Source organism: Streptomyces fagopyri, from assembly GCF_009498275.1.
Classification (GTDB): Bacteria; Actinomycetota; Actinomycetes; order Streptomycetales; family Streptomycetaceae; genus Streptomyces; species Streptomyces fagopyri.
In genome coordinates this window covers 684,674-706,838 of record NZ_CP045643.1, presented here as the reverse complement: position 1 = coordinate 706,838, position 22,165 = coordinate 684,674, and the positions used below count along the sequence as shown (strand labels likewise).

The following is a 22,165-nucleotide window of genomic DNA, read 5'->3' as shown; positions in this document are numbered from 1 at the left end:
AACCGCAGGACCGCCTGGCCACAACCAATGGTTGTGACCGTAGGGTGTCGACATGGACCTCGACACCGTCCGGACCTTCGTCGCCGCCGCCGACGCGGGCCAGTTCCAGGAGGCCGCCGCGGAGCTGGCGGTCACCCAACAGGCCGTCTCCAAGCGCATCGCCGCGCTGGAGCGCAACCTCGGCGTGCGGCTGTTCACCCGCACCGCGCGCGGGGCCGAGCTCACCATCGACGGGCAGGCGTTCCTGCCCCACGCACGTGATCTGCTGCGCGTCGCCGAACGCGCGGTCGCGTCCGTGCGCACCGGCCGCCGTCCGCTGCGGGTCGACGTGATCGCCTCACGTGGCGCGGCGGCGGGGCTGCTGCGCGGCTTCCACCACGCGCACCCCGAGGTCGATCTCGACGTGGTGATGCTGTTCGACATCGAGACAGCTGTCGCCGCGATCCACTCCGGTGCGATCGACGCGTCCTTCCGAGCCGTCGGCGTACCGGGCCGGCCTCTCCCCACGGACATCGAGTCCGTCCGGGTGCTCGACGAGCCGCTCGAACTCCTCACCGGTCCCGCGCACACGCTCGCGGGCGCCCGGTCGGTGACCGTCGCCCAGCTCTCCGGGCACCGGATCTGGATGCCCGGCATCGTCCCCGGTACCGAGTGGGCCGCCTACTACGACGACCTCGTCGCCGAGTTCGGCCTCACCATCGAGGCGACCGGTCCCAACTTCGGCTCCGACGCGCTCCTCGACACCATCGCCGACACCCCGGCCCTGGCCACCTTCATGGGTGGGCAGACCCGTCTCGTCTGGCCCGCGGGCCACGGCCTGCGCCGCATCCCGGTGACCGATCCGACGCCCGTCTACCCGCACTCGCTCCTCTGGCACCGTGACAACCCCCACCCGGCGCTGGCCACCCTCCGCGCCCACCTCGCCGCCACGACGACCGGCCGTGACGCCACCGGGACCTGGGCGCCGGACTGGGTGCTTCCGCGCTGAAGCCCCCGCCCGTGCGCCACCCGCCCGTGCGCCATCGGCCCGGACGCCGTCGGTTGCGGACGCCGTCGGTTGCGGCCGCCGTGTTGGGTGACAACGGCCGGGGGGCCGGTTCAGCCCCTGTCCTGCCGTGCGCCGGTCGGCCGTCGGCGGCGTGTGACGGCGGGCGGCGCGCTGGACGGTGACCGGGCCCTGGATCCCCACCACCGCCATACGGACCGGGAGCAGACGGTCGCCGCACGGATCGCGCTGAAGCTCGGCGGATACCGACCAGGCCTCCATGCCCGCGGATCCGGGACTTGCTCGGGGTCGAAGTCCGCCAGGGGGCCGGCGAACACGTCAAGCCCCCGCAGCCACGACCTCACGTCCTCAACCCGGTCCGTACCGCCCTCGGCATCCATACGCCCCCCATCGGCTCTTCGTCTGCGATGTCTCCGACCCCATCGGCGCCGTCATCCGTGCCGTGAAGGGACCGGAGACCTCGAACAGAAGCCCGGGAAATCCTGAACCGCACCACTGACACGGAGCAGTTGACAATTTCCCGGGGAATCCGAACCCGAACGACCTGGCGCACACCGTTCCCGTCCTGGCCCAACTGGCACCCCACCTGGGAAATATGGGCAGAAGCGGCTCCGCTGTCAGTTCGCGTTCTGCCGTTCCGTCCCGGTGGGGTCCTGGCTCCAGGCGGGGATGTCCTCGCGGGCCCGGAGCCAGGCCGCCGGCAGCGCGCCCGTGCCGGTTCGGGCCGCCACGACGCCACCCGCGATCGCACAGGTGGTGTCGCGGTCGCCCCACCCGGCGACGGTCTGCCACAACGCCTCGGAGAGATCGCCCAGATGACCCGCGGCGGACCACAGGGCGTACGGAACCGTGTCCGGAGCCGAGATCAGTGTTCCCGAGCCCAGTACGGACGCCGCGTGGCGAACGGACGTGCGCGGCGAGAACGCCGCGGCCACCAGCAGTCCGGAGCGGACGTCACTGTCCGGCACGTGCGCGGCGATCTCCCGCAGGAACTCCGCACGCGGTGGGGTGTCCGGGCCCTTGTCGGCGGTCGCCAGCGCCGCGGCGACCGCCACGGCCACGGCTCCCGCGACCGCCTCCGGGTGGGAGTGGGTGGCGAGCGCGGACAGCCGGGCCTGCTCACACACGACCGTCATGTCGTCCCGGAACCAGGCCCCCAGAGGGGCGACCCGCATCGCGGCGCCGTTGCCGTGGGAACCCTGTCCGCCGAACTGCGCCGTGGTGACGGCCCGCCAGTCCTCTCCGTCCCCGATGCGCCGCAGTACACCGTGCATGGACGGCCCGTACTTGCGTCCCGGGTCCCGGTCGTACTCGGCGGCGAACTCCTTCGCCAACTCGCCCGGCCGGACCTCCCCGTGGGTCGCGAGGTGTGAGAACAGGACGAGAGCCATGGCGGAGTCGTCCGTCCACGACCACGGCGCCGGACGCGGCCGGCGCGCCGCCCACAGGCCTTCGGTGTCCTCGTCGGAACGCGTGAACCAACCGTCACCGAAGGCGTCGCCCATCACCAGGCCGTCCAAGCTGTCGCGGGCGTGCTGCGGACCGGTCATGGCGGAGCTCCTCGAATCGTCGGCGGTCCCGGCATTCTCGTCGTACGCGGTCCGGGCGGGCGAGTGGATTACCGCGCACCACCTGTTCCGGTTCGTACGGTCCGGAGACCGCCGGGAAGGCGCCCGTGCGGGATACCGACGGTTCCTTCCGTGACCGCCGGCCGGGCAGGACCGGGCGGGGAAAGGCCGCCCCTCGGCCGGAGCCACCAACCGCTACCGCACGACCGGCGCGCTGCCCGCCCCCGGCACCCTCTGCGCCGACTGAGGAGCCTCGCCCCGCCGACGGTCACCTTCGGCGGGGCCGCACAGGGAGGTGCCGGCGGAAGGCTCCCGTCAGCTGTAGTGGACGTCGCTGAGGTCGATGGAGACCATGACCTGGTCCAGCAGCGGGCGACCCTCGGTGTCGCGGCGGTAGGCCCGGCGTCTGGTGGGCAGCACGATGCCGTCCGCCTCCACGTGGTCGTAGACGTACTGTGCGGCGGCGAATCCGCCGGCCACGTCGACGTGGTAGTCGTGGCGCCGCAGGAGTCGGTCGGGACCGAAGTAGAAGTCCTGGTGAGTGCTGTGGCTCGCGATCCGGGACGGGAAGGCGGCGCGCAGCCCCGGCCAGCTCTCCTCTCCTTCCCGCCACGGCTCGATCTCGGTGACCGTGAAGCCGGGCATGGCGAGCAGGAAGGGCGTGGTGAGGTAGGTCCACAGCGCGTAGCCGTTGAAGTAGGCGCGGTCCAGCGGGTCCCAGGGCGTCTCGAGTGTGTGTCCGGCGAAGGACGTCCGGGGGTCCTCGCGTTCGGCGACCACCTGACCGTCGAGCTTTTCGATGCGCACTCGGCCGGGTGTGAAGTCTGTCCTCTGATCGCGAGAGCCGAAGGGCTGTACCGAGGCGTGTTCCTCGTGCAGCCTGACGGTCATCACGCGTGGAGTGGCATCCTGCGGCAGGCCCTTGACGGCGAACAGGGCCCCGTCACTGACGAGAGTGGCTTGCGCCCGGCTCAGTTCCTGCCAGCGTCCGATCCCGCCGTGGGCCCCGATGACTTCGGTGAGCAGATCATTCACATGGGTTTCCTACCTCACGTTCTGTTCGTCCGCCCGGGGGAGACCTGGCGATTGGGCCGGACGGGCGGGCGCCGGGCCATGTGTCACCCGGTCGCCCGAGCCGGCCCGTGCCCCGGAGGAGGGGAGGACCGGAGTCGGAGGCTCGGCCGGCTGCTGGGGCATCCGTCCGGAGGCAGGAAGCGCGCCCAACACGGTCCGGCGTCCACCGGACACCCGTCGGGGGACATCACCCGCTCGCACCATCCGCAAAGGCCGAGCCCGCGGAGGCCGAGCCCGCGGAGGTCTTGCCCGGCATCGGCCCATGTCCGGCATCGGCCCATGTCCGGCCCGGCTGTGCGTCGGGAACCGTCGCCAGGCTCGCCCGCACCCTTGCCGATTCCGTACGCCACCTGGCGCGGTCGGCCCGGGAGGGCGACCCGCGGCGCGGTGGGCGACCCACCGTCGGACCGAACGAGGCGCCGCCCGGCCCGCGTTCCGATGGACGAGGCCGGGCGGCAGGGCTCACCTCACACGCCGAGCAGGTCCACGACGAAGATGAGTGTCGAGCCCGCCGGGATCAGCGGGGAGGGTGACTGGTCACCGTAGGCGAGGTGCGGGGGGATGGTGATCTCACGGCGGCCGCCGACCCGCATGCCCTCGACGCCCTGGTCCCAGCCCTTGATGACCCTGCCGGCTCCCAGGGGGAACCGGAAGGTCTGGCCGCGGTTCCAGGAGGCGTCGAACTCCTCTCCGGATTCGAAGGTGACGCCGACGTAGTGGACCTCGACGGCGGCGCCGGCCTTCGCCTCGGCCCCGTCACCCACGACGAGGTCCCTGATCTGCAGGTCGGTGGGAGCGTCGCCCCCGGGGAAGTCGATCTCGGGCTTCGCCAGTTCGGTCATCGCAGCCTCATCCTTCTCCGCCGGAAGTCACCGTGCGGATCCGCCGGCCGCATGGTCGCTCCATGCGGCTCGACGGCCACGCTACCTAGCCGGCGGATCCAACAGACGCTCCGAACGGTTCTGCCCGGCGGCCTGTCGCACCGTCGGGGGCGCGACAGGCCGGTCATCACGTCTTCCACCGGACCGGCTGTCGACCGGAGAGAGCGGGCCGGCCCCTGTGCCGGAAGCCCACGCGATCCCATGAACAGGTCAAAAATGCCTGGTCGGTACAACTCCGGTGATCCTCCGGATGTCCACAAGGTGAACCAGCGGACAGGAGAAGTCGACGCCGTCCTGTCCCTTCCCGTCTCTCGAGGAGATCCCCGTGGTGCGCGCACGATTCCGCCGAACGGCAACCCTGGCCACCGCCGTGCTCGGCATGACCGTCCCCGCACTGTCCGCGTCCGTCGCACACGCCGACGACGCCGGTGTGCACCTGGTGGTCTCGACGCTCCCGGCCCCCGCCCCCGAGCCGGGCGAGACCTACGACAAGAGCGTCACCGTCACCAACACCGGCACCGAGGCCGCGCACGGCGTCCTCTTCCAGACGCGGCTGACGCGGGGACTCGGGTTCCCCGACACCGTCGAGGGCTGCACCTACTCGACCGACGCCGATCAGGTGGCTCAGGCGCGGTGCAGGCTGGACACCGTCGTCGAGCCGGGGGCCTCCGTCACCGTGCCCGTACGGTTCAAGGTGCTCGCCAAGGCCCTCATGGAGACCGTCGAGTACGGCACGGGCCCCACGGGAGAGGCGCCGGACGAGGAGGGATACGACGACAGCTACCACCGGATGGCTCTGACCGCGGACAGTTCGGCCGACCTCGTGGCGGTCGGGGACCGGGCGAAGGGCCGTCGCGGGCACACCGTCACCCTCACGGCCACCCTGCGCAACGACGGACCCGGCTGGATCCACAACACGGAGAGCGACGAGCAGCCGGGCCTGATGGTGCACATTCCGGCCGGCACCACCGCCGTACAGGTCCCGAAGGAGTGCGCCCCCTTCGGGATCGACTCGCCGACCGGTCCGTCGGAGCCCGGACACCCCGTCTACGTGTGCTGGCACGACGACAACCTCATAGAGGTGGGGCAGAAGCTCAGTTACGCCTTCGTCCTCAAGATCGGCAGCAAGGCGCACGACACCGAGGGGGAGGTCCGGGCGAGTTCCGTCTACGGCACTCACCAGAGCTACGACAAGAACGCGGCGAACGACACGGCGTATCTCCACGTGGACGTGGTCACGGACGACGGCCCGGGAACGGGTGGTTCGGGCACGGGCGGCCAGGGAACGGGTGGTTCGGGCGGGCCCACCACCGGTAGCGGAGGGGGAGACGGTGGTCCGGGCACCGGCGGCGGCAAGGACACCCAGAGCCCCTCGACGGGCGGCTCCCCCACGATGACCGGGGCGACGACCTCGGCGGCCACCGGCGGCACGTCCGGCGCGAGCCCGCAGGGCGGTCTCGCCGCGACGGGCAGCAACGGCACTGCCGTGTGGGCCGGTTCGGCCGCGGCGACGGTCGCGGCCGGCGGTTCCCTCGTGCTGCTCGCCCGGCGCCGCCGCGACGCGAGCACGAGGTGACCGGAAGTCCTGCGAGTCGCACCGGGCGCAGGCCGGACCCGGCCTTCGGGCCGGGGCCCGACGCCCGCCGGTGACGGCCCGACACGGAGTCTCCCGTACTGACTGACCCGCTTCCCGTGTCGGAGCGAAGACTCAGGCGGCGGCCTGCCTGATGCGTTCACGGACGGACGGGCGGTCGATGCCCAGCCGCTCCATCAACTCCGCTGCGGGGTCCGGCAGTTCACAGTCGAGGATCGCGAGCATCAGGTGCTCCGGCGTGATGCGCCGGCTGCCGCCCTTCTTCACCTCGGCGAGTGCGCGCGGAAGGACCGAGCGCGCGCCCGAGGTGAAGGGGGTCCGTTTGCGTGAGGCGGGTACCGGCGGTCGCTCGATGCTCTGGACCAAGGCCAACGGACTGGTCGGGCGGGTGGTCCGCACGCTGGAGGTCCGCGGTGTGTACGAGCGGCTCGCCGATCGCGCCCGCCCTCCCGAGCCTCTGCCCTTCTACAAGTTCAGCGGCATACCGCTGGATCTGCGCGGACTGCGCGACAACCCGATGCACGTCCTTCAGGTACCGCAGACGCGCGCCGAGCAGGTGCTCGAAGAGCGGGCCCGGGAACTCGGCGTCGAGATCCGCCGCGGACACGGGCTGACCACGCTGCGCCAGGACGACGACGCCGTGACCCTCGACATCCGCGGCCCCGAGGGCGCGTACCGGATGCGTCCCCGCTACCTGGTCGGCGCCGACGGCGGACACAGCCTGGTGCGCGAGCAGGCCGGCATCGCCTTCCCCGGCACCACGGACGAGACCTTCGTCTCCCGCGCGGGACACGCCGTCGTCCCGGACGCGTTGCTGACCCCTGGCACCGGCGAACTCGATCTCCCCGGCCTGGGTGCACGCCTTCGGCCGTACGCCCACAACCGCCTGCCCGGTGGTGTGTTCTCCTTCGCGGCGATGCCCTCGCACCCCGGTGCCCACCTCGTCGCGGTCTTCGAGTGGGACCGGCCGCCTGTCGACGAGGGCACACCGGTGACCTTCGGTGAGCTCCAGGAAAGCGTTCGCCGTGTCCTCGGCGCGGACCTGCCGATGAACCGGCCCGCCACCCCGGGGCCACATCTGCTCCGCCGGGTCGCCGGTATCAACTCCCGGCAGGCCGAGTCCTATCGAGCGGGCCGCGTCCTGCTGCTGGGCGACGCCGCGCACGTGCACTCCGCCGTCGGCGGAGCCGGGCTGAACCTGGGCATGCAGGACGCCGTCAACCTCGGCTGGAAGCTCGCCGCACAGGTCCGGGGCTGGGCGCCGGCAGGCCTGCTGGACACCTACGAGACCGAACGGGCACCGGCCGGGCGACGCGTTCTCATGCAGACCCGCGCCCAGATGGCCCTGATGCGTCCGGGCGAGGACATCACCGCCACGCGTGAGCTGATCGCGGAACTGCTCGGTGACGAGAGCAACCGCGGTCGCGTCGCGGCGCTCCTGGGCGGAACGGACGTCGGGTACGACATGGGCGAGCACGCCTCGCACCTCCTGGTCGGCCAGTGGTTTCCCGGCCTTCAGGCGTACCTCGCGGGCGATCGGACCCCGATCGCCGAACGACTCCTGGCCGCCCGACCCGTACTGGCGGACTTCACCGAGGACTCCGTGGTGGCCGGCATCGCGGCAGGCTGGAAGGACCGGGTCGACCTCGTAGCCGCCCAGTCCGGCGACAAGCCCCTTCCGGCCTCCGCCGTACTCGTCCGCCCCGACGGATACATCGCCTGGGCCGCGTCCGTCGGCTCGCACGAAGCCGGCGCGCCATGGCCTGCGCGAGGCGCTGTCCACCTGGTTCGGCGCGGCGCGCTGAGCCGGGACGGACGAGCGGCTCCGTCGGCCGCTCCGTCGGCGCGGGCCCCGAGTGAACCGTCAGCCTCCTGCGGATCCTCGTACGCCGGTCGGACCGCGGGGGGAGCTGGTCGGCCACAAGGCCCACGGTCGCGTGGTGGTGCGACCCTCGCGTCGGACGTTGGGACAGTGGTTCCTGCGCAGGCCAACGGCTCCCTCCGCGGGGCGGTGAACACTCTCGGCGGAGATCGCGTCGGTCGCGCCGCAGTCGCCCGAGTGCTCGGTCCATGACCGGCCGTCGGACGGATGACACCCGCGCACGGCGGCATGATCCTCGCGACTGGGGGCACACGAAGAGCTGGCTGACGCCGGCTCAGCGTTGAGTGCGGCGCGAGACGCCCTAGGTGCGATCTGTTTCTCGCGGTGTCGGACACCTGTCACGCGAGCTGTGTTTTGGGGAGAGGAACCACCATGATCCTTCCGGCGGAGAGGGAACTGCGCTCGGTGCTGGCCCGGTTTGCGGACACACGTATCGAACACGACGTCCGCCCCACCGGCCGCACCAGCCGGGCACTGGACGACGTCACCTACACGTTGTGCGTGATGACCGGGTCCCGGACGGCTGAGCAGGCCCTGCTCGCAGCGGACGACCTGCTGGAGCAGTTCGGCGCCGACCGCGAGGGCGTCACACAAGCGGACGAGACGCTGGCCGCGTAGCGGCCGGGCCTCATGGCGTCATGGCGCGACGAACGATTCGTCGCGCTGTCTGACGCACTCCCGGGCCGGGCGGCGCCGGATCCGTGGCCGTCCACGATGAGCACGGTGCCGCGACGGAACCGCCGGCGGTGGTGCGGTGCCGGCAGTGGCCCTGTGTGGCCGACGATCCGGTCCACCGCCGACTTGGAGACCCCGAACGGTGGCGCGAGTTGTCGCAGAGGCGGATCGGTGCGCCAGTACGCGGCGACGAGCAGCGCTCGGTCTTCGAGCGGCGGCGACCACGGCCTTCCGGCGCGCCAGGCGATCCCTCAGCGGAACTACTAGAGTACTCCGAACGCCCGCAGGTGCGAACGTCTGTTCGCTGGGCTGGCCGGAGGAGACTGGAACGTGTTCGTCCTGCTCGCCTTGGCGGCTCTGCTCGCCACCCCGATATGGGCCATTGCCGTGGTCGTCATGCTGCTGTCCGTCGCTCTGCCCGGCAGGCGTCCGGACTGGGGCGTGCGAACGTTGCGATGGGGTGCCGCCATGACGGCGGCAGCCGCGGTACTGCTCCTGTTCATGGGGCTCGGCGCCGTCGAACTGTCCGACAACGAGTCCCGGTCGGGGGCGAATTCCTCCCCGGCGCCCGCCTGCCGCGACGCGGCGCCCTACCTTACGGAGCACCTCGTCGGCCGGCGCGCCTCGTATCTGCCGCCGGCTTTCGACTGCGTCCTGGACGACGGAACGACATACCCGAGTTCCGAAGGCTACGCCTGGCTCAACGGCCTCGTCGTCACCTGCGCGGTCGCGTCCGTACTGCTGGCGATGGGAGCCGTGTACACCATCGATCGGCAGTCGGCGCGGCGGATCCGTGTGCCGGATCCTGAGACGCCGGGGTGATCCGACGGCGGACAGCACCTCAGTGAACTCCCGGGGGGTGCCTCTATGTCTTTCGTCAAGGCACCCCTGTCGGGTTTGGGGTGATTCGGTCTTGCTGGGGTCATGCGGCGAGTTCGACGTCCGCGGGCGGGCGGGATTCGTAGAAGGTGCCGTCTCGGAGCATGGCGAACAGGACGCTGATGCGTTGGCGGGCGAGGCGGAGGAGGGCCTGGGTGTGGGTTTTGCCGCGGGCGCGTTGCTTGTCGTAGTAGGCGCGGGAGGCGGGATCGGCGTTCATGCAAGCGAAGGCGGAAAGGAACATGGCGCGTTTGAGCTGGCGGTTGCCGCCTCGGGGCGCGTGTTCGCCGTGGATCGAGGTCCCCGACGACCTGGTCGCCGGGGCGAGTCCGGCGTAGGAGGCCAGGTGGGCGGCGTTGGGGAAGCTGGTGCCGTCGCCGACGGTGACCAGCAGGACGGCGGCGGTCCTGACGCCGACGCCGGGCATCGACCTCAGGACCGGGGAAAGAGGGTGGGCCTCCAGCAGGGCGTTGATCTGGGCTTCCAGGGCCCGGCGCTGTTCGTGGACAGCGGCGAGCGAGCGGGCCAGGGAGGGCACGACGAGGTCGAGGGTGCCGGTCCCCGGGACCACGACGGTCTGCTCGTCCAACGCCTCGAAGACATCGTCGATCAGCCGCTGGGCCATGCGCGGGGCCTTGGGCCGGATGAGCTCGACGAGCCTGCGGCGGCCGGCTCTGCGCAGTGCGGCGGGGGAGCCGTAGCGCTCCAGCAGCCAGGTGACGGCCTGGTGGTCGAGGCGGGGGCCCAGAACGCGCTCCAGCGACGGGTGGAACTGGGTGAGCAGGCCGCGTATCCGGTTGGAGGTGCGGGTGGCCTCGGCCGCGAGGTCCTGGTCGAAGCCGACGAGGACCGTGAGTTCGGCGGTGATCTCGTCGGTGAGTTCCAGCGAGCGCAGAGTGTGCGGCATGGTGCGGGCCGCATCCGCGATCACGGCGGCGTCCTTGGCGTCGGTCTTGGCCTCGCCCGGATACAGGTCGGCGATTCGCCGCATCGCGAGTCCGGGCAGGTAGGCGACCTTGCAGCCGGCGTCCCGGGCGACCGTGAGCGGGAGGGCTCCGATGGAGGCGGGCTGGTCCACGGTCACCAGGACGGTGCCGAACTTCGCGGCCAGTTTGTCGAACACGGCCCGCAGTTTCGGCTCACTGTTGGGCAGCTGCTTGTCGAAGACCTTCTTGCCGGCCGGAGTCAGCCCGTGCCCGTGATGGGAGCTCTTGCCGACGTCCAGGCCGAGGAACACGCCCACGTCTTCGGTATCGAACATCGCGCCCTTCCAGGAGAGTTGAACGTGCCGGCCTCGGCAGTGGTGTCGTACGCGCGCATCCACGTTATGCAGACCTGCCGCCCGTGAGCTGTCCGGCATTGCGCCGGACCGGGTGGTGGCCGGACCTCTGATCAGCGTCTCCGACGGCACCTCCCGGGCCCGGTGGCACCACCCCCCAGGTCATGCCTTCGACAGGGGGGAACAGTCATGCCGGGCCCGGAGGCCAGCGGCCCTCTTGCAGGACCGCGAAGAAGATAACGGGGGTGGGCCACCCCTGAGAGGTCGAGAAGCCGGTGCATCGTCGCGGGGGGAAGAGCGGGATTGGCGGCGGCGTCCCGTGCGCAGCCGCGAACACCGATGCGGTGACGCAGCTCCCGGCTGGGGAGTCGGGGGTCCCGCAAGGCCCAGGAGCCGACTTCAGGGTCGTCGATCAACCGCAGGACTAGCTCGGGGCCGGCTTCGGGATCGTCCAGCGCGGCGCGGCGCAGCCGCGGATCGGGGTGGTCGGCGAAGCGGGCGAGACCGGGTCCCGCGAAGTTCGGGTGGCGCCGCAGGAAGGCCCATCTGAGGCCGTGCCAGTGGGCGTACATCTCCAGTACGAGTGCGTGCGGGGCGTCCTGGCACGACTCGCACAGGGCGAGTCCGACGAAGAAGTCCTCGTCCTCGGCGAGGCGATCCACCACGTCGGCGGGGAGGTGGGCTGCATGGCGATGCTCCGTCGCAGCAGGACATGACCGGAGGCGGCGGCGCGACGGGCGACGTGCGGTCGATGGCCGTGTTCCACGATCCAGCGCGGGGGTGTGCGGTAGCCGTTCGGCACGATGTACGCGATGGCGGAGCGCTGTTGCTCGGTGAGGTCCTCGCGCATCGAGGGGAAGAGCCGGACGAAGTCGTCCAGGTCCTCGGCGAGTTGCAGGGCCAGAGCGGTCGGCACGTCAGGATCCTGTGCCGCTCCGCTCCGCTCCGCCCGTTGGGGGAGGGGTCCTGGACGCGGCTGACGGGCTCGGGGAGGGGATTCGGTGCGGGTGGGAACAAACTTGGCCACAGCGGACAGGACTTGGGGCTCGGGTCGTCAAGCAGGGCTTCGCATACGGCGGTCGGAAGGCGTGGCCACAACCCCACGGTGAGGGCCGAGGCCCGCACCAGGGGGTCTTCGTCCTCGGCGAGCCGGGCCCGCACCGCCATGGGCAGGTCCCACTGCGTCGCCATCCGCCGGACTCTCGCCTCGCTGTCGCCGGCCAGGACCTCCGGCGCTCCGGCGGCGAACCGGTGTTCAAGGCCGTCCGGGGCCGGTCCGGCGACTCGTGCCGGACCGACCCCGGACGTGAAGAGGGCTCAGCGCTTGAGCGTGAAGGTGAAGTCGCCGGAGAGCTTGCCGCTCAGCCGGACCGCCGAAACGAGCCTCCCCTCCGTGATCAGCCTCTCCACCTCGGCGCGCGAGAGAGCGCAGCCTTCAGCGATCAGTCGCACCGGCCGGACGGGGATCCGCGCCGCGAAGCGGACCGAGACGTCGATCACCTCACGGTCCAGGTGATCCGAACCGCCGGTGTCGAGGCGCCATGCGTCGTCCCAGTCGAGGGCGATGCGATTACGGCGTCGCACGGCCGGATCCTGGAGCAACTCGGCTGCCAGGGTCGGGTCGTTGTCATGCAGCCGGTCCAGCAGCTCAGGTGGGACGGAGCGTACGTTCGTCCGTTCCAGGACCGTGAGTTTCGTGGTGTCCCCGCAAGTGGTGCAGAGCGCGAGGAGCCAGGCGTCGATGAGTTTGTGATGTGCGTTGACGCGGAATTTGCCGTCTGCGCGGAAGCGCTCGGACGCGCACGCGTGGCAACGCCGAAGAACGAACGGAAGGCAGGTGGGCAGGACCGCCCAGGTGTTGAGCACAGAAGTACACCGGTTCCAGTGAGAAGACCGCAGCATGAAGGAGCGCGGCGCACAGGCGCGACGCGCGACGGTTCAGCGCTCGGGGGGTCTCACACGGTGTACAACGGCACGTCCTTGACGAGACGACTTGGTTCGGCAGCACGGTAACGGCGCACAGCGGCGCCGCTCCACCGGTTTTCGACCGCCTCACCGCCAGGTTCCGTCCGGCGGATCACGGGCGACGCCAGAGCCGGATCACGGAGACGGCGCCGTGGAAGGCATCAGGCCTACGCGGACGGCCTCACCGTTCGGACCGCGCGAGACCGGGATGCGGTGCCCCACCACAACTTACGTGCGAGGAAAGAGTTGTTGAGGTGGTCGACATGGCCAGGGACGCGACGGCGTACGGGCCCTCAAGCAGGTGGGGCCGGCCTCGGCGGCCGGCCCCGGTGATTGCCCTGGCGTCGGCGGCGAAGAGCGGGGCGTGCGGGCCGTGGGCGCCGTTCCGGCCGGCCGGTCCTTCGACGGCCGGCCCGGGACCGAACGCGCCACGTGCCTCGCGACGCCCCGACTCACCGCCTGGGACCGGCCCCTGGCACGGGGTACGACCCTGCCTTCGAGCCACCGGCTACCGCGGTGGCAGGAATGCTTCGTTCGGGGAATCCGGCACCGGGCGCCCGCTGCGCCGGCATCCGCTGCCGCTCACCCCGGGTGTGCGGCAGCGGTCGCCGGGTGTGCGGCAGCGGTCGCCGGTGGACTCAACGCCAGCCGCGGCCGGAGACACCGCGCATGTCCCAGACCGATGGCGAGTTCAGGGTGGCGAGCGGTGACGACTGCCCGTCCAGCACGCCGGTGGAGCGCATCACGAGCTTGGGCAGGTGGATGTCCTGGCTCAGCCGCCCGCTCGGTTTTGTCAGTGACAGGCCGAGCGACTCGATCCCGTGTACCCGGGAAGGGGACAGGTCGCGCACCCACATGGTCACCACCTTTCCCGGCACCGTGGCCAGGGCCGCCTCGACGAGGTCGCTCCAGACGTCGTCGTCGACGGCCTCGCACTCCACGATCGTGGTCGGGGTGGGACCGTCGTCGGTGTCCACCGACGTGCGATGAGCGATCAGGTAGCCGACCGTCCCCTGCGACTCGGCCACGAGGTGGAAGTACCGCGCCAGCGGATTGTCGCCCCGCCAGCGGAAGTAGCGTTCGTCACGGACCACCCGGACACCGGCGTCGGTGGGCAGCTTCGAGGCCAGCGCCGGCATGTCGGCGGTACTGGTCGCGACGGACCTGATCACCGCTCCCGACCGGGAACCCCGAACGGCCTCCAGGTCGTCCCACGCCCCCTGCGTGGTCAGGGGCACCTCGCGCTCGGCGCTGGCCACCGGCCAAGGTCCCACCGCTGTCCAGCCGTTCATCAGCATCGCGGGACCTGCCGGCTGGTCGCCGAAGTCGAGCAGCCACGGCACCCCGTCGGCGCGCAGCCGCTCGATGAGGGAGTCCAGCATGCGCCCGAACAGCGGTCCGCCCCGGTGGTCGGGGGCCACCACCGTGTCGGCGAGACAGGGCAACATCACCGGGCCGTGACCGTCGACTTCCCAGGACGACCCGAAGACCCCGAGCATGCCGACGAGTTCGTGCCCCTCCCACGCCAACGTGACGTAACGGTCGTCCAGGTAGGGGTTGTCGGCGAACTTCCATTCGAGATACGCGGCGTTTCCCTGTGGACCGCCCTGCCAGAGCATCTGCTGGAACTCGATGACAGCGTCCCTGGCATCCGGCGTGTACTTCGTGATCCGGTAGTCGCTCATGCCCGCCCCGCGTCCACGGAGCTTTCGCTCGCGACGGTCCGGCGCCGTTTGGCGATCACGAACTCGCTGATGCTGCGCACCGTCTGGAATCTGTCCAAGGAGAGGTCATGGGCGGTGACCTCGATGTCGAACTCCTCTTCCAGGACGATGAACAGCCTGATGAAACCGGCGGAATCGATCAGACCGGGCTCGACGAGGTTCGTGTCGACCGTCACCCCGTCCAGGAAGAGTTTGTCCCGCAACCCTTCCAGAATGATCCGGCTGACTTCTTCCTGCTCGGGAAGTTGACTCATTTCTCACCCAGTCCTCTCGTCGAGAAACATTCTTCGCACTGCCAGGTGGTCGATCTTCCCGTTGGCGTTCATCGGCAGGGATTCGCATGCACGCCACTGGGAGGGAAGCATGTACTGCGGCAGTTTCGCCGCCAGCAAGGTACGCAGCTGTGCCGGCTCGGGCGCGGAGCCGGGCGCCGGGACATAGGCCGCGCAGATCCGGTTCCCCTCGGCCCCGGGGGCCGGGACGCTGACGACAGCGGTGTCCTTCAGTCCGGGCAGCTCGCGCAGCGCGGCCGCGACTTCGTCCAGCTCGATACGGTGACCGCTCGACTTGATCTGGCGGTCGGCACGCCCGTGGAAATGGAACACACCTCGGCCGTCCTGCCTGGCCAGGTCTCCGGTCCGGTACCAGCGCCTGCCCGACCCGGACGGCCATTCGACGAAGGACTTCGCCGTGAGCGCGGGATCGCGCCAGTAGGCGGGTGTGAGCCCCGCGCCGGATATGTGGAGGTCCCCGACCTCGCCGGGCTGAGCCGGACGCATGTCCTTGTCCAGTACTTGGAAATGCTTGCCGGGCACCGGCCGGCCGATCGGGACGGCTGTGGCGTCCTCGTCCGGAGCCGACCGCAGGGTGTGGCAGCTGGCCACGATCGTCGTCTCGGTCGGGCCGTACATGTTCGTGAACCGCACATTGGGCAAGCGCGCCATCCAGTACCTCAGGACGGGGAGCGAGAGCACGTCTCCGCCCCAGAAGATCCTCCGCAGTTCGGGGAAGTCCCCGTCGGCGACCACATCCCGAGCGGCCATCGAGGTGAGCACCGAGGGGACGGTGAGCCACTGGGTCAACCGTGATTCCCTGATGAAGTCCGCGACCGTGCTCGGAAGCAGGTTCCTCCGCCCGGAGACCAGGTGCAGTTCCGCTCCGGCGGACAGCGCTCCGAACACGTCCCAGAGAGAGCCGTCGAAGTGCAGCGGCAGCTGGCACGAGATCCGGTCGCCGGGCCGCAGTCCGAAGTGCCCGTTGGCCCAGGTGACGAAGTGGGCCACGTTGCTGTGGGTGATGGACACGCCCTTCGGCCGTCCCGCCGAACCGGATGTGAACAGGATGTAGGCGCTGTCACCGTTGGGGAGGGGGGCCGGGGCGGTGTCCGCGGCGGATTCCTCCTCGCCGAGCCGGAGAACGCCGCTGATCGTCCCTGGAGCGACCGCGTCCGTGATCCGCTCGGCGACGGCGGCGCACTCGGGAGCGACGAGCAGCAGGCAGGGTGAACACTGCTCCACCACCGACGCGAGCCGGAGTGTCGGACTCGTCGCGTCGAGGGGAACACAGACCCCTCCGGCCTTCAGGACCCCGAGGATGCCGGCGATGGCCGTGGCCGATTTCGGCACCAGCACGCAGACCCGTCCCTCGGGCCGCAGGCCACGGGCGATGAGAGTGTTGGCCACACGGTTGCTCCGGCGTTCGAGATCACCGAAGCTCAGGCGCTCGGCCTCGTCCACCACCGCGCAGTCGTCGGGGCGGCGTTCGGCCCGGGCGGACACCAGGCGTTCGAGGCGTTGTCCGATCGCCGTCACCGGGCGCTCCTTCCGGAGACCACGGTGTTCACCGACGCCTTGGCCTCGGCGCCGTCCCCCACGGACCCGGTGAAGACCTGCCGGCCCGCGGGGCCGTAGTGGACCGCGTCCGCCACCGTCTCCCGCGCGATGAACGCCTGGTACGGCCTGACGGCGGCGGCGATGTCGTCCGGCACCTCGAAAGTCAGCTTGATCCGGTCGAGCAGGTGGAGACCCGCCGCCCGGCGGGCCTGTTGCGCCACCCTCACCAGATCGCGGGCCATCCCCTCGGCGGCCAGTTCCTCGGTGACCTCGGTGTCGAGCGCGACGAGGCCGACGTCCCCCGGCAGGGCCGCGGCCCCGGGGGCGTCGACGACCAGGTGCTGCTCGGTCTCCCCGGGCCGCATGGGGATCCCCGCGATGGTGATGCCGCCGTCCGGTTCCCTGGTCCAGGCGCCCGCCGCGACGGCAGCGATCACCTTCTGGGTCCGGCTGCCGAGCCGGCGGCCGCAGGCTCGCGCGTTCACCGAGAGCCGTAACCGCCCGTAGGGGGTGATGTCGCCGGCGAACACCACGTCCTTCACGTTGGCCTGTTCACGGATCAGCCAGGCGAGCGCTTCCACGTCCGGGCTCTCGTCGGCGACGACCGTCAGCGTGGCGAGCGGCAGCCGGACCCGCAGGCCGTCCGCCCGGCGGAGGGACAGAGCGGTCGAGACGATCTGCCGCGTCCGCTCCATCGCGGTGACCAGCGCCTCGTCCGCCGGGAGTTCCGACGCGGCCGGCCAGTCGGCCAGATGGACCGAGCGGTCGCCCGTCAGCCCTCGCCATATCTGTTCGCTGATCATCGGAAGCAGTGGTGCCATCAGACGGCAGAGGACCTCGAGGACCGTGTGCAGGGTGTCGATCGCATCCGCGTCTCCGGAGGCGAACCGGGACCGCGAGCATCTGATGTACCAGTTGGTGAGCACATCGAGGAACTCCCGTACGGCAGCGCAGGTCGCGGACAGGTCGTGGATGTCCATGGCTTCGGTGGCGGTCGACACCAGCAGCCGCGTTCTGGCGAGCAGATACCGGTCCAGGACCTGTGGGCTGTCGGTGCGCCACCGTCCCTCGACCTGTGAGGTCCCGGCGTACAGGGCGAGAAACGCCCAGGCGTTCCACAACGGCAGGACCGCCTGGCGCAGGGCGTCCTGGCTGCCGCGCTCGGTCACCACCAGGTCACCGCCCCGCACCAGCGGCGAGCCGATCAGGGACCAGCGCATCGCGTCCGACCCGTCGCGGTCGAATATCTCGTCGATGTCCAGGTAGTTGTTGCGGGATTTCGACATCGCGTGGCCGTCGTTGCCCAGAACCACTCCGAGGACCGAACAGCTGCTGAACGCCGGGCGGTCGAACAGAGCGGTGGCCAGCATGTGCATGTAGTAGAACCAGCCGCGGGTCTGGGCCTGGTACTCGACGACCAGGTCGCACGGGCTGTGGCGCTCGAACCACTCCGCGTTCTCGAACGGGTAGTGGACCTGGGCGAAGGGCATCGATCCCGTCTCGAACCAGCAGTCCAGGACTTCGGGGATCCGCCGCATCGTCGAACGCCCGGTCGGGTCGTCGGGATTCGGACGGGTCAGTTCGTCGATGACAGGACGGTGCAGGTCGGTCGGCCGCACCCCGAAGTCCCGCTCGAGGTCGTCCAGCGAACCGTAGACGTCGGTCCTCGGGTACGCGGGGTCGTCCGAGACCCACACCGGCATGGGAGCTCCCCAGTACCGGTTCCGGGAGATGTTCCAGTCGTGGACGTTCTCCAGCCACTTGCCGAACTGCCCGTCGCGGATGCGCTCCGGTGCCCAGGTGATCCGCTGGTTGAGTTCGAGCATCCTGGCGCGGATGCCGTCGAGCGCCAGGAACCAGGACGGCACGGCGCGTTCGATCAGCCGTGACCCGCATCGCCAGCAGTGCGGGCACGTGTGACGGTGCGTCCCATGGCGCAGCACGGCACCGGCGGCCCGGAGATCACGCAGGATGGCGGGATTCAGGTCCAGGACCGACTGCCCGGCGTAGGGCGGCACTTCGTCGGTGAACCGGCAGCCGGCGTCGACGGGGAGCACCAGGGCGATGCCGGCCGCGTCGGCGACCGTCCTGTCGTCCTCGCCGAACGCGGGGGCGACGGGCACGATGCCCGTTCCCTCACCGGTGCTGACATGGGCTGCCGTGAGCACCCGGTGCGCGTGCTCGTGGTCGGCGAAGAAGTCGAAAGCAGGGGTGTACCGGCGGCCCGCCAACTCCGCGCCGAGGACCGTGGCCACCACCCGGTCGGCGACGTCCTCGCCGAGTTCGCGGGCGTAGTCCGGCAGACGGTCGACGGCCAGCAGAAGGCGTTCCGCGCCGTGCTCGACGACGGCGTACTGGGCTTCGGGATCCACCGCGATCGCGAGGGCGGCCGGCAGCGTCCAGGGAGCGCGGGTCCAGACGAGCGCCAACTCGCCGGTCTCCAGGCGCAATCGCACCGTCAGCTCCGGGTCCGACAGCTCCCGGCCGGTGTCCCGGTGATCCATGGTGCCCTCGCTCTCCGAGTCGGAGAGCGTCGTCTCACAGGATCCGCAATACCAGGACATCGAGTGGCCCTGGTAGACCAAACCCTTGTCCCACAGGGTTTTGAAGGCCCACAGGACACTTTCCATGTATTCCAGGTCCATGGTCTTGCAGTCGTTGTCGAAGTCCACCCACCGGGCCTGGCGAGTGACGTAGTCCCGCCACTCCTTGGTGTGGCGCATCACCGAAGTGCGGCAGACCTGGTTGAACTCGGCGACGCCCATCGACTCGATATCCCGCTTGGAGGAGATACCGAGCAGTTTCTCGGCCTCCATCTCGGAAGGCAGACCGTGACAGGTCCAGCCGAACCGGCGCTCGACGCGGCGCCCGCGCATCGTCTGGTAGCGCGAGGCCGCGTCCTTGGCGTAACCGGCCAGCAGATGACCGTAGTGCGGCAGACCATCCGCGAACGGAGGTCCGTCGAGCAGGACGAACTCCTTTCCGCCGTCCTTGTCCACCGCGCGTGTCTCCACACTGGCCCGGAAAGTCTGGTCGCTCTCCCAGTACTCCAGGACGCCACGTTCGATACCGGGAATGAACGGACGTGCAGGCACGCCTTCGCTCGGCTGTATTTTCGGATACGCCATGACCAAGACACTCCTTGCGGTCGGGCACTCGCGTCGCAGACGCTGTCGTGGCCGCACAGGCCAGAAGGCCTCCACTCTAGGGTTTGCGAGTAATTCTGCGGTCATTTCCACGTGCTGGAAAAATGACTGGTGAATTACCCGACCCTGTCTAGAATCCGGCTTCGTGGCCAATCCAATTACCCCCGCCCGCGGGCCTGCCCGCAGCCTCACGTCGGCGACGTTGTTCATGACCATGGGCAACGGCGCGTTCATGACCTGCTCAGCGCTGTATTTCACGAAAGTCATCGGGTTCACCCCGGCGCGACTCGGCCTCGGGCTGAGCATCGCGGGTCTGGTCGGGCTCCTGGCCGGGGTACCCCTCGGTCACCTGGCGGACCGCCGGGGCCCACGTGAAACCGCGGCCGCGCTGGTGGCCCTCAACGGGATCGCGGCCGGCGGCTATCTCTTCGTCGACTCCTTCGCCCCATTCGTGCTGGTGGCCTGCGCGTTCGTCGTCCTCGAAAGGGGCGGCCGAGCCGCTCTCCAGGCGACGCTCGCCGCCGTCCTGCAAGGCACGGACCTCGTGCGCACGCGCGCCTACCTGCGTTCGGTCAACAACGCGGGGATCGCCGCGGGCTCGCTGTTCGCGGGAATCGCGATTCAGATAGGCACCGACAACGCCTTTCGCGTCGTCCTGATCCTCGACGCGCTGAGCTTCCTGGTGTCCGCGCTGCTGCTCATGACCCTGCCCCGGACGGCGCCCGCGCCGGCGGCGGCCCCGGGCGAGCCCCGCCTGGCAGTGCTGCGCGACCGCCCCTTCGCGGTGATCACACTCATCAGTGTGGTGCTGTCCCTGTACGCGGTGCTGCTGGAGATCGTGCTTCCGCTGTGGATCGTCAGCCACACGACCGCTCCCCGATGGCTCGTGACCGTGCTGTTCCTGGTCAACACCGCGAGCGTGGTGTCGTTCCAGGTCCGCATCACGAAGAAGGTGGACACCCTGCCCCTGGCCATCGGGGCGTTCCGGCGTTCCGGGGTGGCGCTTCTGCTGTGCTGTGTGCTGTTCGCGCTCTCGTCCACGGGTACGGCCGTCACAGCGGGCCTGCTGCTCGTCCTCGGCGGCGCCGTCCACGTCTATGGCGAGATGGTGCTCTCCGCCGCGGCCTGGGTGGTGAGCTACGAACTGGCACCACCGGACAAGCAGGGGCAGTACCAGGGCTTCTTCTTCACCGGCTACGCGGCTTCCGTCATGATCGCGCCGGTCCTTCTGACGTCCCTGCTCATCCGGTACGGGACTCCCGGCTGGTTCGTCCTCGGCGGAGCGTTCCTGCTGTCCGCCCTGGCCATGGGCCCGGTCGTGCGCTGGGCAGCGCGGACCCGCCCGCAGTACTTCGGCTCCTCCTCCGTGCCATCGGCTCCCCTGAAGGGTGTCTCGTGAACATCGACGCCGACCTTCCGCGCTACCCGGCCACCCGCACCGGCTGCCCCTTCGACCCTCCCGCCGCCTACGTCGACTGGAACAAAGCCGGGGGCCTACGCCGGGTAAGGCTGTGGAACGGGCGCGAGGCCTGGGTGGCAACCCGCTACGAGGACGTGCGGGCCGTCCTCGCCGACCCGCGCATCAGCAGCGACGGAGCCCGGCCGGACATGCCCACGGTTTCGCCGGCCTCCCAGGTCATGACACCGTTACGGGCTTCCTTCAACCGGATGGACGATCCGGACCACACCCGTCTGCGGAGCATGGTCGCCCGTGACTTCTCGGCCCGTCGGACGGCCGAACTGCGGCCCAGGATCCAGGAGATGGCCGACGATCTCATCGACACGATGATGCTCCACGGTTCTCCCGCCGACCTGGTTGCGGAGTTCGCGCTCCCCTTCCCCTCGCTGGTGATCTCGCTGATGCTCGGCATTCCGTACGAGGAGCACGACTTCTTCCAGAAGCACAGCATCGCGCTGCTCGACACGCACTCCTCGGCCGAGGAGGTGGAGCAGGCGGGGACGGAGATGCGGGATTTCCTCCGCGAGCTGACGGCGGTCAAGGAACGCCGGCCCGGGGACGACATCATCAGCCGGCTGGTCACCGAACAGCTTGCCGTCGGCAGCATCACCCGGGACGAACTGGTCGACCTCGCACTGCTGTTGCTGATCTCGGGGCACGAGGCGACCACGAACATGATCGGGCTCGGCGTCGTCGCCCTGCTCGGCGATCCCGTCCAGCGGGCCCGGGTACGGGACACGGACGATCCCGCCTTCCTGGCGGGCGCCGTGGAAGAACTGCTGCGCTACCTCTCCGCGGCCGACGCGGGCTTCGCCCGTGTGGTCACCGAGGACATCGAGATCGGCGGCCACCTGCTGCGCGCCGGCGACGGGGTGTTCGTCAGCCTCTCCGCGGCCAACCGGGACGGTTCGGTGTTCGACTCCGCGGACACACTGGACACCGGTCGCGGCGCGCCCCGCCACCACCTGGCCTTCGGGTACGGCAGCCACCAGTGTCTGGGACAGAGCCTGGTCCGGGCGGACCTCCAGACGGCGTTGCCCACCCTGTTGCGACGGCTTCCGGAACTCCGGCTCGCGGTGCCCGTCGAACAGATCTCCTTCGCCCACATGGGCACCTTCGGCCCCGTCGAGCTCCCCGTCGCCTGGTGACGTCCGCCCTCGAACTCTCCAGGGCGGACCCCCGACCACGTCAGGGCTGAGCA

At 70.3% G+C, this 22,165-nt stretch carries 18 protein-coding genes and 1 pseudogene; 7 read left to right on the top strand and 12 right to left on the bottom strand.

The features are described 5' to 3' along the window. Positions 1 to 52: 52 nt before the first annotated feature. Positions 53 to 988 carry a LysR family transcriptional regulator gene (locus tag GFH48_RS02970; RefSeq protein WP_153286737.1) on the top strand — a complete coding sequence of 312 codons (936 nt, stop codon included), beginning with the start codon at positions 53 to 55 and terminating at the stop codon, positions 986 to 988. A gap of 635 nt (positions 989 to 1,623) precedes the next feature. Here the strand turns inward: GFH48_RS02970 and GFH48_RS02965 are convergent. The 3 genes from GFH48_RS02965 to GFH48_RS02955 form a co-directional block, all read right to left on the bottom strand. Further along, positions 1,624 to 2,556, bottom strand: coding sequence for an ADP-ribosylglycohydrolase family protein (locus GFH48_RS02965; RefSeq protein ID WP_153286736.1), 933 nt, complete (start codon positions 2,554 to 2,556; stop codon positions 1,624 to 1,626). A gap of 333 nt (positions 2,557 to 2,889) precedes the next feature. Then, on the bottom strand, positions 2,890 to 3,609 hold the full coding sequence (locus GFH48_RS02960) for a hypothetical protein (protein ID WP_153286735.1): 720 nt from the start codon (positions 3,607 to 3,609) through the stop codon (positions 2,890 to 2,892). A gap of 506 nt (positions 3,610 to 4,115) precedes the next feature. Further along, a complete protein-coding gene (locus tag GFH48_RS02955) occupies positions 4,116 to 4,490 on the bottom strand; it encodes an FKBP-type peptidyl-prolyl cis-trans isomerase (protein ID WP_153286734.1) in 375 nt (124 codons plus the stop codon). A gap of 364 nt (positions 4,491 to 4,854) precedes the next feature. Between GFH48_RS02955 and GFH48_RS39675 the strand changes: the two genes are divergently transcribed. After that, positions 4,855 to 6,105, top strand: coding sequence for a COG1361 family protein (locus GFH48_RS39675; protein ID WP_265590167.1), 1,251 nt, complete (start codon positions 4,855 to 4,857; stop codon positions 6,103 to 6,105). A 132-nt stretch (positions 6,106 to 6,237) separates the two neighbouring features. Here GFH48_RS39675 and GFH48_RS02945 read toward each other — a convergent pair whose 3' ends face one another. Then, complete coding sequence (locus GFH48_RS02945) at positions 6,238 to 6,489, bottom strand: Clp protease N-terminal domain-containing protein (protein ID WP_228120312.1); 252 nt, start codon at positions 6,487 to 6,489, stop codon at positions 6,238 to 6,240. Between GFH48_RS02945 and GFH48_RS02940 the strand changes: the two genes are divergently transcribed. Both GFH48_RS02940 and GFH48_RS02935 read left to right on the top strand, forming a co-directional pair. Continuing rightward, a complete protein-coding gene (locus GFH48_RS02940; RefSeq protein WP_153286732.1) occupies positions 6,476 to 8,197 on the top strand; it encodes an FAD-dependent monooxygenase in 1,722 nt (573 codons plus the stop codon). The two genes, GFH48_RS02945 and GFH48_RS02940, sit on opposite strands and share 14 nt — an antisense overlap. Before the next feature lie 180 nt (positions 8,198 to 8,377). Further along, entirely contained in the window at positions 8,378 to 8,623 is a 246-nt protein-coding gene (locus GFH48_RS02935; protein ID WP_153286731.1) for a DUF5133 domain-containing protein, read from the top strand. Positions 8,624 to 8,709: 86 nt separating this feature from the next. Here the strand turns inward: GFH48_RS02935 and GFH48_RS02930 are convergent. Then, positions 8,710 to 8,925 (bottom strand): annotated as a pseudogene (locus tag GFH48_RS02930) (helix-turn-helix domain-containing protein); the annotation flags it as partial. Positions 8,926 to 9,010: 85 nt separating this feature from the next. On the opposite strand from GFH48_RS02930, the gene GFH48_RS02925 reads away from it, so the two are divergent. Further along, a complete protein-coding gene (locus GFH48_RS02925) occupies positions 9,011 to 9,502 on the top strand; it encodes a hypothetical protein (protein ID WP_228120310.1) in 492 nt (163 codons plus the stop codon). A gap of 100 nt (positions 9,503 to 9,602) precedes the next feature. Here GFH48_RS02925 and GFH48_RS02920 read toward each other — a convergent pair whose 3' ends face one another. The 7 genes from GFH48_RS02920 to ileS all read right to left on the bottom strand — a co-directional run bounded on the left by GFH48_RS02920 (position 9,603) and on the right by ileS (position 19,487). Then, positions 9,603 to 10,820: an IS110 family RNA-guided transposase gene (locus GFH48_RS02920; protein WP_153286729.1), complete on the bottom strand. Its 1,218-nt coding sequence runs from the start codon at positions 10,818 to 10,820 to the stop codon at positions 9,603 to 9,605. A 442-nt stretch (positions 10,821 to 11,262) separates the two neighbouring features. Beyond that, positions 11,263 to 11,754: a hypothetical protein gene (locus GFH48_RS02915; RefSeq protein ID WP_153286728.1), complete on the bottom strand. Its 492-nt coding sequence runs from the start codon at positions 11,752 to 11,754 to the stop codon at positions 11,263 to 11,265. A 401-nt stretch (positions 11,755 to 12,155) separates the two neighbouring features. Beyond that, positions 12,156 to 12,704, bottom strand: a complete 549-nt coding sequence (locus tag GFH48_RS02910; protein ID WP_153286727.1) for a DUF1062 domain-containing protein — start codon at positions 12,702 to 12,704, stop codon at positions 12,156 to 12,158. A 737-nt stretch (positions 12,705 to 13,441) separates the two neighbouring features. Continuing rightward, entirely contained in the window at positions 13,442 to 14,488 is a 1,047-nt protein-coding gene (locus GFH48_RS02905; RefSeq protein ID WP_153286726.1) for a GNAT family N-acetyltransferase, read from the bottom strand. Next, entirely contained in the window at positions 14,485 to 14,781 is a 297-nt protein-coding gene (locus GFH48_RS02900) for an acyl carrier protein (protein WP_153286725.1), read from the bottom strand. The genes GFH48_RS02905 and GFH48_RS02900 overlap by 4 nt, the downstream gene beginning before the upstream one ends. 3 nt (positions 14,782 to 14,784) lie before the next feature. Further along, positions 14,785 to 16,338, bottom strand: coding sequence for an amino acid adenylation domain-containing protein (locus tag GFH48_RS02895; RefSeq protein WP_153286724.1), 1,554 nt, complete (start codon positions 16,336 to 16,338; stop codon positions 14,785 to 14,787). Further along, positions 16,335 to 19,487, bottom strand: a complete 3,153-nt coding sequence (gene ileS / locus GFH48_RS02890; protein ID WP_153286723.1) for an isoleucine--tRNA ligase — start codon at positions 19,485 to 19,487, stop codon at positions 16,335 to 16,337. The genes GFH48_RS02895 and ileS overlap by 4 nt, the downstream gene beginning before the upstream one ends. 163 nt (positions 19,488 to 19,650) lie before the next feature. On the opposite strand from ileS, the gene GFH48_RS02885 reads away from it, so the two are divergent. Together GFH48_RS02885 and GFH48_RS02880 are read left to right on the top strand one after the other, a co-directional pair. After that, positions 19,651 to 20,904 carry an MFS transporter gene (locus GFH48_RS02885; RefSeq protein ID WP_228120309.1) on the top strand — a complete coding sequence of 418 codons (1,254 nt, stop codon included), beginning with the start codon at positions 19,651 to 19,653 and terminating at the stop codon, positions 20,902 to 20,904. Further along, a complete protein-coding gene (locus GFH48_RS02880) occupies positions 20,901 to 22,112 on the top strand; it encodes a cytochrome P450 (RefSeq protein ID WP_153286722.1) in 1,212 nt (403 codons plus the stop codon). Before GFH48_RS02885 ends, GFH48_RS02880 begins: the two co-directional genes overlap by 4 nt. Positions 22,113 to 22,165 lie beyond the last annotated feature (53 nt).

Coding starts and splice junctions, on each gene's coding strand:
- GFH48_RS02970 (WP_153286737.1), top strand. CDS start 53: ATGGACCTCGACACCGTCCGGACCTTCGTCGCCGCCGCCGACGCGGGC.
- GFH48_RS02965 (WP_153286736.1), bottom strand. CDS start 2,556: ATGACCGGTCCGCAGCACGCCCGCGACAGCTTGGACGGCCTGGTGATG.
- GFH48_RS02955 (WP_153286734.1), bottom strand. CDS start 4,490: ATGACCGAACTGGCGAAGCCCGAGATCGACTTCCCCGGGGGCGACGCT.
- GFH48_RS02940 (WP_153286732.1), top strand. CDS start 6,476: ATGCTCTGGACCAAGGCCAACGGACTGGTCGGGCGGGTGGTCCGCACG.
- GFH48_RS02935 (WP_153286731.1), top strand. CDS start 8,378: ATGATCCTTCCGGCGGAGAGGGAACTGCGCTCGGTGCTGGCCCGGTTT.
- GFH48_RS02920 (WP_153286729.1), bottom strand. CDS start 10,820: ATGTTCGATACCGAAGACGTGGGCGTGTTCCTCGGCCTGGACGTCGGC.
- GFH48_RS02905 (WP_153286726.1), bottom strand. CDS start 14,488: ATGAGCGACTACCGGATCACGAAGTACACGCCGGATGCCAGGGACGCT.
- GFH48_RS02900 (WP_153286725.1), bottom strand. CDS start 14,781: ATGAGTCAACTTCCCGAGCAGGAAGAAGTCAGCCGGATCATTCTGGAA.
- ileS (WP_153286723.1), bottom strand. CDS start 19,487: ATGGCGTATCCGAAAATACAGCCGAGCGAAGGCGTGCCTGCACGTCCG.